This is a genomic window from Sorangium sp. So ce363 (assembly GCF_051520435.1).
Taxonomy (GTDB): Bacteria; Myxococcota_A; Polyangia; order Polyangiales; family Polyangiaceae; genus Sorangium; species Sorangium cellulosum_B.
Genome location: NZ_CP150333.1, coordinates 10,827,214 through 10,840,332, shown reverse-complemented (window position 1 = coordinate 10,840,332; position 13,119 = coordinate 10,827,214). Strand labels below are relative to the sequence as shown.

Annotated in this window: 9 protein-coding genes; 3 read left to right on the top strand and 6 right to left on the bottom strand. The window is 69.3% G+C overall.

Annotated features, from left to right (window positions below):
- Positions 1–97: 97 nt before the first annotated feature.
- Both WMF12_RS40765 and WMF12_RS40760 read left to right on the top strand, forming a co-directional pair.
- Positions 98–4,432: a HAMP domain-containing protein gene (locus WMF12_RS40765; protein WP_437853955.1), complete on the top strand. Its 4,335-nt coding sequence runs from the start codon at positions 98–100 to the stop codon at positions 4,430–4,432.
- Positions 4,433–4,448: 16 nt separating this feature from the next.
- The gene (locus tag WMF12_RS40760) at positions 4,449–6,638 is read left to right on the top strand and encodes an ATP-binding protein (protein WP_437853950.1); all 2,190 of its coding nucleotides are present in this window, start codon (positions 4,449–4,451) and stop codon (positions 6,636–6,638) included.
- An 852-nt stretch (positions 6,639–7,490) separates the two neighbouring features.
- On the opposite strand, the gene WMF12_RS40755 is transcribed toward WMF12_RS40760, so the two are convergent.
- The 6 genes from WMF12_RS40755 to WMF12_RS40730 form a co-directional block, all read right to left on the bottom strand.
- A complete protein-coding gene (locus WMF12_RS40755; protein ID WP_437853948.1) occupies positions 7,491–8,732 on the bottom strand; it encodes a VWA domain-containing protein in 1,242 nt (413 codons plus the stop codon).
- Between the two features lie 210 nt (positions 8,733–8,942).
- Positions 8,943–9,329, bottom strand: coding sequence for an AgmX/PglI C-terminal domain-containing protein (locus tag WMF12_RS40750; RefSeq protein WP_437742140.1), 387 nt, complete (start codon positions 9,327–9,329; stop codon positions 8,943–8,945).
- Between the two features lie 50 nt (positions 9,330–9,379).
- Positions 9,380–10,021 (bottom strand): OmpA family protein, encoded by a 642-nt coding sequence (locus WMF12_RS40745; RefSeq protein WP_437853946.1) that lies wholly within the window; start codon positions 10,019–10,021, stop codon positions 9,380–9,382.
- A gap of 23 nt (positions 10,022–10,044) precedes the next feature.
- Positions 10,045–10,584: a UPF0158 family protein gene (locus WMF12_RS40740; protein ID WP_437853944.1), complete on the bottom strand. Its 540-nt coding sequence runs from the start codon at positions 10,582–10,584 to the stop codon at positions 10,045–10,047.
- 83 nt (positions 10,585–10,667) lie between these two features.
- Positions 10,668–10,940 (bottom strand): hypothetical protein, encoded by a 273-nt coding sequence (locus tag WMF12_RS40735; protein ID WP_437853942.1) that lies wholly within the window; start codon positions 10,938–10,940, stop codon positions 10,668–10,670.
- Between the two features lie 632 nt (positions 10,941–11,572).
- Positions 11,573–11,893 carry a putative quinol monooxygenase gene (locus tag WMF12_RS40730; protein ID WP_437742137.1) on the bottom strand — a complete coding sequence of 107 codons (321 nt, stop codon included), beginning with the start codon at positions 11,891–11,893 and terminating at the stop codon, positions 11,573–11,575.
- Between the two features lie 156 nt (positions 11,894–12,049).
- Between WMF12_RS40730 and WMF12_RS40725 the strand changes: the two genes are divergently transcribed.
- Positions 12,050–12,979 carry a LysR family transcriptional regulator gene (locus WMF12_RS40725; protein WP_437853940.1) on the top strand — a complete coding sequence of 310 codons (930 nt, stop codon included), beginning with the start codon at positions 12,050–12,052 and terminating at the stop codon, positions 12,977–12,979.
- Positions 12,980–13,119 lie beyond the last annotated feature (140 nt).

Sequence of the window (13,119 nt, the reverse complement as noted above, 5' to 3'; positions counted from 1 at the left end):
GTCTCATGAAGCCGAGCTCCCCCGGCGTCGACGAGGCCTGAACACCTGAAACGGGAACTAGCACTCCAGGCGCGCTATCGTCGTCAGGAAGGTGGTCATGCAATCGAACAACATCGCGGCGACCTCGAAGGACAAGCACGGGAGCGGAGCGAGCAAGAAGAAGCCGCCGCCCCGCAAGCGCGGCGCCAACGGGAGCCACCTGGATGTGCGGGAGATGCAGCTCCAGGCGGTGCTGGAGGTGCTCAAGGCGGTGAAGGCCGGCAACTTCTCCGCCCGCGTCGGCATCGGCGAGGTGCCTGGGACGATCGGTCAGATCGCCGATGAGGTGAACGACGTCGTCCAGCAGCTGCAGACCGTCGGCTCGGAGATCACGCGCGTGGCGCGCGAGGTAGGCACCGAGGGCAAGCTGGGCGCGCAGGCGGAGGTGCAGGGCGTCAGCGGGACGTGGAAGGACCTCACGGACAACGTGAATGTCCTCGCGGGGAACCTGACGAACCAGGTGCGCAACATCGCGGTCGTGACGACGGCGGTGGCGAACGGCGACCTGTCGAAGCAGATCACGGTCGAGGCGAAGGGGGAGATCCTCGAGCTGAAGAACACCATCAACAAGATGGTGGAGCAGCTGCGCGCGTTCGCGTCGGAGGTGACGCGCGTGGCGCGCGAGGTAGGCACGGAGGGCAAGCTGGGCGCGCAGGCGGAGGTGCGCGGCGTCAGCGGGACGTGGAAGGACCTCACGGACAACGTGAATGTCCTCGCGGGGAACCTGACGAACCAGGTGCGCAACATCGCGGTCGTGACGACGGCGGTGGCGAACGGCGACCTGTCGAAGCAGATCACGGTCGAGGCGAAGGGGGAGATCCTCGAGCTGAAGAACACCATCAACAAGATGGTGGAGCAGCTGCGCGCGTTCGCGTCGGAGGTGACGCGCGTCGCGCGCGAGGTAGGCACGGAGGGCAAGCTGGGCGCGCAGGCGGAGGTGCGCGGCGTCAGCGGGACGTGGAAGGACCTCACGGACAACGTGAATGTCCTCGCGGGGAACCTGACGAACCAGGTGCGCAACATCGCGGTCGTGACGACGGCGGTGGCGAACGGCGACCTGTCGAAGCAGATCACGGTCGAGGCGAAGGGGGAGATCCTCGAGCTGAAGAACACCATCAACAAGATGGTGGAGCAGCTCCGGACGTTCGCCGCGGAGGTGACGCGCGTCGCGCGCGAGGTAGGCACGGACGGCAAGCTCGGCGGCCAGGCGCAGGTGCCGGGCGTCGCCGGCACGTGGAAGGACCTCACCGACAATGTGAACCAGCTCGCGGGCAACCTGACGAACCAGGTGCGCAACATCGCCCTGGTCACGACGGCCGTCGCCAAGGGCGATCTCTCTCAGAAGATCACCGCCGAGGCGAAGGGGGAGATCCTCGAGCTGAAGGACACCATCAACAAGATGGTGGAGCAGCTGCGCGCGTTCGCGTCGGAGGTGACGCGCGTGGCGCGCGAGGTAGGCACGGAGGGCAAGCTGGGCGCGCAGGCGGAGGTGCGCGGCGTCAGCGGGACGTGGAAGGACCTCACGGACAACGTGAATGTCCTCGCGGGGAACCTGACGAACCAGGTGCGCAACATCGCCCTCGTCACGAAGGCGGTCGCGAGCGGCGACCTGTCCCAGAAGATCGCGGTCGAGGCGAAGGGGGAGATCCTCGAGCTGAAGGACACCATCAACAAGATGGTCGATCAGCTGCGCGCGTTCGCCGCGGAGGTGACGCGCGTCGCGCGCGAGGTAGGCACGGACGGCAAGCTCGGCGGCCAGGCGCAGGTGCCGGGCGTCGCCGGCACGTGGAAGGACCTCACCGACAACGTGAACCAGCTCGCGGGCAACCTGACGAACCAGGTGCGCAACATCGCCCTCGTCACGAAGGCGGTCGCGAGCGGCGACCTGTCCCAGAAGATCACGGTCGAGGCGAAGGGGGAGATCCTCGAGCTGAAGGACACCATCAACAAGATGGTCGATCAGCTGCGCGCGTTCGCCGCGGAGGTGACGCGCGTGGCGCGCGAGGTAGGCACCGAGGGCAAGCTCGGCGGCCAGGCGCAGGTGCCCGGGGTCTCCGGCACATGGAAGGACCTGACGGAGAACGTCAACGTCATGGCCTCGAACCTCACCTCGCAGGTGCGCGGCATCGCCAAGGTCGTGACCGCGGTCGCGAACGGCGATCTCCGCCAGAAGCTCGCCCTGGAGGCCAAGGGCGAGATCGCGTCGCTGGCGGACACCATCAACGACATGACCTACACGCTCCGCGTGTTCGCCGAGCAGGTGACCACGGTCGCGCGCGAGGTCGGCATCGAGGGCAAGCTCGGCGGCCAGGCCAAGGTGCCCGGCGCGGCCGGCACGTGGAGGGACCTCACCGACAACGTGAACCAGCTCGCGGGCAACCTCACCACGCAGGTGCGCGCCATCGCCGAGGTCGCCACCGCCGTGACGAAGGGCGATCTCACGCGGGCCATCTCGGTCGAGGCGCAGGGCGAGGTCCTCCAGCTGAAGGACAACATCAACCAGATGATCTCGAACCTGCGGGACACGACGCGCGCCAACCAGGAGCAGGACTGGCTGAAGACGAACCTGGCGCGCTTCTCCGGGATGATGGCCGGGCAGCGGACGATCGAGGCGCTCTCTCGCCTCATCATGTCCGAGGTGACGCCGCTCGTGTCGGCGCAGCACGGGGCCTTCTACGTGCTCGAGTCCGAGGAGAAGTACCCGGCGCTCAAGCTCACGTCGAGCTACGCGTTCCAGAAGCGCAAGGGCATCTCCAACCGGTTCGCGCTGGGCGAGGGGCTCGTCGGGCAGTGCGGCCTGGAGAAGAAGAGCATCGTCGTCACGGATCTCCCGGACGACTACATCCGGGTGAGCTCGGGCCTCGGCGACGCGCCGCCGCGCAACATCTGCGTCCTGCCGGTGCTCTTCGAGGGCGGCCTCAAGGCGGTCATCGAGCTGGCGAGCTTCCAGAACTTCACGCCCATCCACCTCACGTTCCTCGAGCAGCTCACGCAGTCGATCGGCGTCGTGTTCAACATGATCGGCGCCAGCATGAGGACGGAGGAGCTGCTCCAGGAGCTCCAGAGGTCCAACACCGAGCTCGGCTCGCGGTCGCAGGAGCTGGAGGAGAAGGCGTCGGAGCTCGAGATCAAGAACCGCGAGATCGCGCGCGCCAGCGCCTCCCTGGAGGAGAAGGCGAGGGAGCTGTCGCGCACCTCGAAGTACAAGTCCGAGTTCCTCGCGAACATGTCGCACGAGCTGCGCACGCCGCTGAACAGCCTGCTCATCCTCGCCAGGATCCTCGCGGACAACGAGGAGCACACGCTCACGCCGAAGCAGGTCGAGTACGCGAAGACGATCGCCGCGGCGGGGCAGGACCTCCTGCAGCTCATCAACGAGATCCTCGACCTGTCGAAGATCGAGGCCGGCAAGATCGACGTGAAGACCCAGCGGGTGCTGCTCTCCGAGCTGGCCGAGTACGTCGAGCGGAGCTTCCGGCAGATCGCCGAGCAGAAGGAGCTCGAGTTCTGGGTGCGGGTCGCGACCGGCGTCCCCGCGGGGATCATGACGGATCTGCAGCGGCTCCAGCAGATCCTGAAGAACCTGCTGTCCAACGCGTTCAAGTTCACGTCGTCCGGGCGGATCTCGCTCGAGATCGAGGTGGCCAGCAAGGGGCTCACGTTCAAGCGGGAGACGCTCATCAAGGCGAAGACCGTCCTGGCGTTCGCCGTCACCGACACGGGTATCGGCATCCCGACAGAGAAGCAGACGCTCATCTTCGACGCGTTCCAGCAGGCGGACGCGTCGACCAGCCGCACCTACGGCGGCACAGGGCTCGGCCTGACGATCAGCCGGGAGCTGGCCAGCCTGCTCGGCGGAGAGATCTCGCTGAACAGCACGCCCGGGCTCGGCAGCAAGTTCACCCTGTACCTGCCGGCGGAGCGGACGGAGTCGAAGGCGACGAGGCCGGCGCGCGCCGAGCTGCCCGAGCCGGTCGCGCCGCTCCTCACGAACGGCGCCTCCTCGGTCGCGCTCGCCGGGCGCAGCGTGCTTGTCATCGACGATGACGCGCGCAACGTCTTCGCCATCACGAGCCTGCTCGAGCGGCGCGGGGCGCACGTGGTCCTGGCCGAGAACGCAAGGCACGGTATCGAGATCTTGCGCGAGGCCGATTCGTCCATCGATGTCGTCCTCATGGACATCATGATGCCCGAGCTCGACGGCTACGAGGCGACGCGGGAGATCCGGAGCGATCCTCGCTTCAACGAGCTGCCGATCATCGCGGTGACGGCCAAGGCGATGCCGGAAGATCGACAGAAGTGCCTGGACGCCGGCCTGAACGATTTCGTGGCCAAGCCGGTGGACGAGGGGCGGCTGATGTCGACCATCCTGCACTGGGTTCGGCCGGATTGAGCCACGGAGCCGTACGGTGTCCACCCCGCCCGCGACGACCAGCATTCTCCTAGTCGACGATCAGCCAGAGAACCTGACGGCGCTCAGGGCGATCCTTGTCGACGAGAGCTACCGCCTCGTGACTGCCGCGAGCGGGAAGGACGCGCTCCTCAGGATCCTGTCCGAGGATTTCGCGGTCATCCTGCTCGACGTGCGGCTGCCCGACATCGACGGCTTCGAGGTCGCCTCGCTCGTGAAGCAGCGGGAGCGGTCGCGCCACACGCCGATCATCTTCCTGACGGCGGCGACGGACGATCTCGCGGCCATTTACAGGGCGTACGCCGTGGGCGGCGTCGACTACCTCCTGAAGCCGCTCGAGCCGGAGGTCGTCCAGGCGAAGGTCGCCGTGTTCGTCGAGCTCCACCGGCGCGGCGAGCAGATCAAGGAGCAGGCGGAGCTCCTGCGCCAGGCCGAGCAGCGGCGGCGCGACGCCGAGGTCGAGGACCTCCGGCGCGCCGCGCAGGCGAGGTACCAGAACCTGGCCGACGCCATTCCCCAGTGCGTCTTCACGGCGAAGCTCGACGGCGGCATCGATTACGTGAGCTCGCGCTGGCTGGAGTACACGGGGCTCGCGTTCGAGGCGCTCCGCGGCTGGGGCTGGCAGGCCGCGGTGCACCCGAACGATCTGAACCAGTTCGTCAGCAAGTGGCGGCGCTGCCTGGAGTCGGGTGAGCCTTTTCAGGGCGAATGTCGCCTCAGGTCGATTCACGGCGCCTACCGCTGGCACCTGTGCCGGGCGGTCCCGGAGCGGGACGTCTGGAAGCGGGTGGTCGCCTGGCTCGGCAGCTTCACGGACATCGACGACGGCAAGCGCCACGAGCAGGAGCGCCTGCACCTCCTGACGCGCGAGCGGGCGGCCCGCGCAGAGGCCGAGGCCGCGGTGCGCCGCTCGGAGATCCTCGCGGAGGCGTCGAGCTCGTTCTCGGCGTCGCTCGACGAGGACAGCGTCGCGGCGGCCCTCGTGCGCATCTCCGCGCAGCGCGTCTGCACCTGGTGTGTGCTCGATCTGCGGGAGGAGGGCGGCGCGCGCCGGCTCGCGGCCGCGCACAGGGCCCGCGACGCGGCGCGGTTCATGGCGCGGTTCGGCCCGCGGGAGCTCGCCTTGACCGCGGACGGCGTCGGCGCGGTGCTCACGACCGGCCGCCCCGACCTGCGCGTCGAGTGCGCTCCGCGCGACGTCGCCCTGGCGCTCGACATCGATGATCCCGCCGTGATCCAGGAGATCGGCGCCAGCAGCTACCTGTGCGTGCCGCTCGCCACGCGCGGCGAGGTGCTCGGCGCGCTCAGCATGGTGTGGGTCGAGCCGGGCGAGCGCTTCGAGCCGCCGGATTTCGCGGTCGCCCTCGACGTCGCGCAGCGCGCGGCGCTCTGCCTCGAGAACGCCCGGCTGCTGCGGATGACGCGCGAAGCCGTGCAGATCCGCGAGGATTTCGTGGCGGTCGCCTCGCACGAGCTGAGGACGCCGCTCAGCGCGCTGGTGCTCCAGGTCCAGGGCCTCACCCGCGCCCTCCACCGCGCGGACGGCGGGCTGCCGGCGGAGCAGGTGCTGGCGAAGCTCTCCCAGGCCGGCGGGCAGATCGACCGGCTCACGCGGCTCATCGACACGCTGCTCGACGTGGCGCGCATCAACAGCGGCCACCTCGAGCTCAGCCTCGATGACGTGGATCTGTGCGACGTGGCGCGCGACGTGGCGGGCCGCCTCGAGGCCGAGCTGGAGCGGGCCGGCTGTACGCTCGACCTGGACATGCCGGTGACCGCGGTCGGCCGGTGGGACCGCCTGCGCATCGATCAGGTGATCACCAACCTGCTCATGAACGCCATCAAATACGGGCGGGGCAAGCCGATCCAGGTGCGCATCTCGGTGGATGGGCGGTCCGCGGTGCTCCAGGTGGCAGATCAGGGCATCGGGATCGCTCAGGAGTGCATCGCCCGGATCTTCGGGCGCTTCGAGCGGGCGGCGCCCACCAGCTCGTATGGCGGGCTGGGCGTCGGCCTGTACATCGTGGACCAGATCCTGAGGGCCCACGGCGGCAGCATCCAGGTGGAGAGCGCCCCGGGCATGGGGGCGAGGTTCCAGGTGGCGTTGCCGCTCCCGCCCCGAGCGGCTGGTCCGTCCGGGCCCCTGGGCGAGCGCCCTGGATCGTCGTTGACCGGTCCCGCCGGCTGAGAGGCGCTCTCCTGAGCTCACCTGGCGCCCGTGGGGCAGGGATGCGGTCGCGCTGCGCCACCGTTGCAACCGGTGGTTTCAACCGTGAAAGACGCCTCACGGTCCCCCTGGGAAAAGCGGCGATGCCGGCATCCGGCCATCGTTGGCCTGCATCGTGCAACAAGCTCGTGACAGAGCGCCCGGTGCGACACCCGGGGGCAGTCCCTCGCCGATCACCACGGAGACACGGAGGCACGGAGCGAACCCAGACCCGTGCCTTCGTGCCTCCGTGGTGCCTGCGTGCATCCGCCGTGAGAGGCGGAAGGCGAGTGGATCTCCCGGGTGGACAAGTTCACGTCCGGACGGGCGCTCAGGGCTCGTGATCTCCGCACTGCGACGCTGCGTAAAAGATCAAAACGGTTTATAGGTGATGAGCCCTCGCTGAGCGACGTGATCAGTCCGCCACACATATCGGTAGTTCAAGTGAAACTTTCTATCAGCCTAGTTGGCCCCTCGATCAGCGCCGTGAACAGCGCGGGTCCCCTCCTGGTCAAGACACCCTCTCTCGAAGAGGTGGTTCGGGCGGCCGGGGCCCGTCGGCGGGTCTCTGCGAGCGCTGCCCGGGGCGCCACGTCCCGGAAGCGCGCCGCCGCCCGTCGGACGGACGAGCGCTCGGCGAAGGCGACCCGCCGCGCGCGGTGACAGGGCCGGCGCGGGGCGTCGCGGACGCTCCCGCTGGCACGGCCGTGTCGAGAGAGCACGCCGCCCCCGCGTTGCGGCGCGAGGGGCCACGGAGGCACAGACGACGCAGAGGAAGGAAAAGAACCTCTGTGTCCTCTGTGCCTTCGTGGTCTTTGTGCCCTCGCCGGGCGCTCAGCGCGCCTCGGCGTCGAGCAGCGGGCCGAGGTCCTGACCTCGCATGAGCCGCTCTACCACCTTGACGAGGAGCTTCGGGGTGCAGCCGAAGCACGGGGTCCCGAGGGCGGCGAGCTTCTGCGCCATGTCGTGGTCGTAGGAGGGTTTGCCGCTGTCGGACAGCGCGAGCAGGCAGATCGACTTCACCTTGCTGTCGGCGAGCTGGCGCATGCGGGCGAGGAGCTCCTCGGCGTTGCCGCCCTCGAACAGGTCGGTGATCAGGATGAACAGCGTCTTCTCGGGGCGCTCGATGAAGTTCGCCTGGGCGTAGGCCACGGCGCGGTTGATGTCGGTGCCGCCGCCGAGCTGCGCCGTGAACAGCACGTCGACCGGATCGACGAGCATCGGAGTCACGTCGACGACCTCGGTGTCGAAGAAGAGGAGCCGAGTGCGGAGGACGTCGAGGGACGCGAAGATCGCGGCCATGATGGAGCTGTAGACGACGCTCTCGCCCATGGAGCCCGACTGGTCGACGAGGATCGCGACGTCCCACTCGTGCCTCCGCGTCTGGTTCGCCCAGAAATAGAGCTTGTCCGGGACGAGGCGGCGCCGCTCCGCGTCCCATCCTCTGAGGTTCTTGCGGATGGTGCGCTTCCAGTCGAGGTTCCTGAGGACGCGGAGCGGGCTCGTCGTGTTCCGCCGCAGGGCGCCGAGGACGGCGGTGCGGATCTCGGACTCCAGCGCGCGCCGCACCTCCTCGACGACCTCGCGCACGATCTGCCGGGCGGTCTCCCGGGCGGCGTCGGGGATGAGGCCCTTCGCGCTCATGAGGGTGGCGACGAGCTCGACGTTCTTCTCGAGGAAGGGCAGCGTCTCGGGCTCGAAGAGGAGCTGCGTCAGCCCTCGTTTCTCGATGGCGTCTTTCTGGACGAGCGCGACGATGTCGTGGCTGAAGAACTCGCGCACCGCGGAGAGCCACTCGGGGACGTACGGCCGCGAGCCGCCGAGGTTGCCGGCGCGCTCGTCGTAGATGAACGAGAGGGCCTTGTCGAGGTCGCCGAGCCGCCGCGGGTCGACGTGAAGAGCGGACGCCCCGCCGCCGAGCCCCCCGAGGGAGAGCCGAGGATCGACGCGCTCTGCCTCCGGCCCGAGCGCGAGCCGCCAGCGCAGGAGGGCGTCGCGGTCGCCGTCGGTGAGGTCATCCGTCGCGCCGGCGAGGGGGGGAGGCGGAGGGGCTTTCTTGGGGGTGCGGGCGCTCATCGCTGTGGGGTGTCGGAGGGATCGCGAGCTCTCAAGAGAGCCTGTTTGGCGGGAGCCCGATGAGCCGCCCCGCGGCGCGAGCAGCGATCGGCCGCGAGCGCCGTGCGCGCGTGCCGCACAGCGGCAGGATAGGGGGCGTGGCCGCCGGGCACAAGGAGGACGGCGTGGCGGAGCGCGGCGGCGCTGCCGCGCTCCGCCGGCGCGGCGGAGCTACGCCTTCGGAGCCCCGACGGTGAACTCCCAGACGAACTTCCCCTTGCCTTGCTTCTCATCGGGCGGGGTGAGGACGAGCCCGTCGATCGACTTCACGACGCAGCTCGCCACATCGTCCGACGCGGTGGTGCCGGCGGGGTCGACGGCGACGTTCGTGATGCGGCCGCTGTCCTCGAGCACCGTGAAAGCGACGGTGACCTTGCCCTGCGCGCCGGGGTTCCGCGCGAGCTCTGCGTCATAACACGCGCTGATCTCGTCGCGCCTCGTCTCGAGCAGCGCGGCCGTATCGTCTCGGTACATCTCGGCGTTCCGCACGGCGAAGGAGCAGCCCGCGGACGCGCTCGCCAGAACCATCATGGTAAGACCCGACAACCACTGCTTCATGCTCGCCTCCTTGCGGGGAGCGCCGCTCACGGGCGGCTTCGGACCAGCGTTCATTTCCCGGCGTCCGCGGTCTTCTGCGCGGTGTCCTGCTCGACGATGTTGAACTCGACGCGACGGTTCTTCTCGCGCCCCTCCGGCGTGTCGTTGTCCGCGATGGGCTTCGATTTGCCGAAGCCCTTGGCGGTGAGCATGCCGGCGGCGATCCCGTGGTCGACGAGGTACTTCATCACGGCTTTGGCGCGGCGGTCCGAGAGCTTCAGGTTGTGATCGGCCGACCCCTCGGCGCTCGCGTGGCCCTCGATGGCGATCTTCTTGATGTGCGTGTGCTTCTTGATCGTGCTGACGACCTCGTCCAGCAAGCTGTGGGACTCCGTCCGGATCGTCGCCTGGTCGTATTCGAACTGGATCTTCTCGTTGATGATGATCTTGTCGTCCGTCACGACCACGCGCTCCGGCGGGGGCGGCGGAGGCGGCGGAGGCGGCGGGGGCGGCGCGGGCGGCCGGCCCACGACGGCGAGCGCCTTCCCTCCTTCGAACGTGGTGACGCCGCCGCAGGCGATCGGGCCCAGGGCCATCGCCGTGAGCACGGCGCCGGCGACCCAGGGCCCGAGGCCCGTGGCTCGCCGCGCGACGAGCCAGCGGCGGGGGCTCGGGCGGCTCGTCACATCTCGTTTATCGTCGATATCGTTCATGATCGCGTCTCCATGGCCCGCTGTCACGGGCCCAGGCCACCGGGGCGCTCTGCGTCGCCCCTCGATGAAACCGCGGGAATCGGCAGGCCGGAGCGCGTCGCGCGCAGGAACTCGGCGAGCGACGTGAGCGCGTGGAGATCGCCGGGCGCGAGGGCGCTCGCCGCCGCGTGGAGCCGCTGGCGAGCCGAGCCGGCGGCGTGAGATCTCCTCGGCTCAGCGCTTTCGCTGGGCCACGCATGCTCGAACGAAGCCGGTATCAGACCGCGGGTGTGAAACCACGCGAGGATGGTGGCACGGATCTGCGCGAGCCGGAAGACGCGCCAGCGTCGGAGCTGCTCTGGCCTGCCAGAGAGCACGGCCTTGAACCGCCGAAACGATCCCCGCCCCTGGAGGCACTGCAGGAGCAGCAGCTGGAAATCGAGGTCGTCGACCGTCGGGATGAACGCCTGCAACCATCGGTACTGCTCCGGCGCGCCGATGGCATCGACGCGCACGCAGCCGGGATCCTCCTCGATGCGCGCGCGCGTGTCCGGGTCGGCGAGCCCGTCGACCAGCCGGATCACCGCGCCTGTCTCGAGGTGAAGGAAATAGCGGATGTGCTGAGCGTTCCCCTGCGGAGCCTGGTTGGCCGCTCCGGGAGGACCTGTTACCGCGACTCGGCGGGCGCCTTCTCCGGGCAGCAGAACAGGTGATCTGGCACCAGCATGGCGCAGCCGTCTTTCCAGGGGTCGTCAGGGGCGTAGTCCGTCCGGTTCTCCGCTGGATAGAAGTACGCTTTGGGCTTCGATGGATCCGCGCAGGCGCTGTCACGCTCCGGCGCTGCCTCGCGGCCCTTCGGCGCGCCGGTGACCCTGGAGCAGGCCGCTAGCGCGGCGCCCGCCGCGAGGAGCGCGAGGAGCGCCGAGACGGGCTTATGCACCCACGGCGACGAGCGACCGGGCTGTCGCCGCGGACATGGCTGTTGTCGAGAGCTGCCCATCGCCGCGCCCTCCGGGTGCATGGACATCAGCGGGTGCATCCGGCCTGCGGGGGGTTCGATTTCAAGAGCTCGCAGGACGTCAGAGAGCAGCCGAGGCCAGCACAGGCCGCTTCGAAGCCAGGGTAGCAGCAGCCGGCGGCGAAGACCTCGCGGCCGGCGCAGTCGACGAAGTCCTGAGCAGGTCGGGCCGGAGCAGCGCATCGTGCCGGCTTGGTGGGCGGCGGGAGGTCCGCTCTGGGCGAGTGACCGGAAGCAGGGCTCTGGTCGGGATCGGACGTCGGCGCGCTGCCGGTCTCGGGCTCGGGCCCTCGGGCCGGCCCCTGCTCGGGGGCTGGCTCGGGGCCGGGCCCCCGCTCCGCGAGCGAGCCAGGCCCTCGGCCAGGCGGAGCGTCCGGAGTCGCGGCCGAGGTCGCCGGGCTCGGCGTGCTCGTGCAGTGAACGAGGAGCAGAAGAAGCGAGAGCGACCGTCCGAGAGCGAGCGCCTGGGCCGATGCGATCTTCCGCGTCATCAACCGAGCATCGCACGATGGCCTGCGCGAAACCAGGGGAGCCCGCGTCGTACGCGCGCTCGTTCAGCCGCCAGGGCGGCCCCCCGCGCCGGCGACGTCGGTCAAGGCATAGTGCCTCATCTCCTGGATGCACGCGTAGAAGGGCTTCACCTTGGCGAAGAATGACGGAAACGACGCCTCCTTGCGAAACCCCTGGAGGTGGCCTTCCAGCGAGTCCCAGCGGATGCGGACGACGAAGCTCGCCGGCTCCTCGGTGCATCGGGAGATCTCATAGTCGAGGCAATGCACGGAGCCGCGCAGCTCCGTGGCCGCAGCGCGATAAGCGGACAGGAACGCCTGCTCTTGCTCTGCGGGGATCGTGTAGCGAATGTACTCGATGATCATGGCAGCTTCCTGGGTTGGGGCCTGGGGGCTCTCTCTGTGCGGCGGCACGAGCCCTCCGGAGACCAGAGATACGCGCCGGCGGATCGATCGTCGAATCGATAGCAGGCGCGCCAACACATAGGTGATGTCTATGGGTCGGCGTGGTATCCATCGACGATGCGTCTGCAGTCGGTGGACACCCACCTTGTCGTGGCCTTGCACGCTCTGCTTCAGGAGAGGAGCGTCACGCGCGCTGCGCGCCGGGTGGGCGTGACGCAGCCCTCGATGAGCCACGCGCTTTCACGGCTGCGCGCCCATTTCGGGGATCCATTGCTCGTCCAGGTGGGCAGGCAGATGACGTTGAGCGAGCGCGCGCGGGATCTTTTGCCGAGAGCAGCCGAGGCCGTCGAGCGGCTCGAGCAGGTCTTCGGCCAGGCCGAGCGGTTCGACCCGAGGCGCTCGACCCGCACGTTCCGGCTCGTCGCGACCGACAACCTGGAGCTGCTCGTGCTCCCGCCGTTGACCAGGATCCTCGCCGCCGAGGCGCCGCACGTCAACCTGCGGTGCCGCAACATCCCGCCGGATTTCGCCGAGCTCCTGCGCCGCGGCGAGCTCGACGCCAAGCTGGGGCGCGGCGGGCCGGTGCCCGACGGATGCCGGTCCACGCTGCTCGCGGCCGAGCAGCTCGTCTGTCTGATGCGGCGGGGCCACCCGGCCTCCCGAAAGGCGCTCACGGCGGCGCGCTACGCTGCCTGCGAGCACCTGATGATCTCGCCGCACGGAGAGGACCACAACGTCATCGATCAGGAGCTGGCGGCGCGGGGGCTGCGTCGTCGGGTGACCCTCACCGTGTCGCATTTCCTCGTCGCTCCGTTCATCCTCTCCGGCTCTGACCTGCTGCTCACCGTGTCCGCGCGGGTCGCCGTGGCGCTGGCCCGGAAGCTCGATCTCGTGGTGCGGCCGTGTCCGCTCGAGGCGAGGGGCTACACCTTGACGCTCGTCTGGCCGGAACGCTCCGAGGGCGACGAGGGCCACAGCTGGCTTCGCGCCGCCATCGAGCGCGCCGTCGCGTGTGAGCCGGTCGCGGGGCTGGGGGAAGGCGGCTGAGGACCTGCTCCTGAGGCGTAGCGGGAGCTCCTTCGCCAGGCGCTGGTCCAGGCCGATCGTGATGGGGCTGGCCTGCCACGCGGCGTGGGCCCGCGGCGACACCGGCCTTCGGCGCAGCGTGGGTTTTCAGGGTGGCGCTC

Bases quoted from the DNA above. Each gene is read 5' to 3' on its own strand.
- WMF12_RS40765 (WP_437853955.1), top strand. From the start codon at position 98: ATGCAATCGAACAACATCGCGGCGACCTCGAAGGACAAGCACGGGAGC.
- WMF12_RS40755 (WP_437853948.1), bottom strand. From the start codon at position 8,732: ATGAGCGCCCGCACCCCCAAGAAAGCCCCTCCGCCTCCCCCCCTCGCC.
- WMF12_RS40750 (WP_437742140.1), bottom strand. From the start codon at position 9,329: ATGAAGCAGTGGTTGTCGGGTCTTACCATGATGGTTCTGGCGAGCGCG.
- WMF12_RS40745 (WP_437853946.1), bottom strand. From the start codon at position 10,021: ATGAACGATATCGACGATAAACGAGATGTGACGAGCCGCCCGAGCCCC.
- WMF12_RS40730 (WP_437742137.1), bottom strand. From the start codon at position 11,893: ATGATCATCGAGTACATTCGCTACACGATCCCCGCAGAGCAAGAGCAG.
- WMF12_RS40725 (WP_437853940.1), top strand. From the start codon at position 12,050: ATGCGTCTGCAGTCGGTGGACACCCACCTTGTCGTGGCCTTGCACGCT.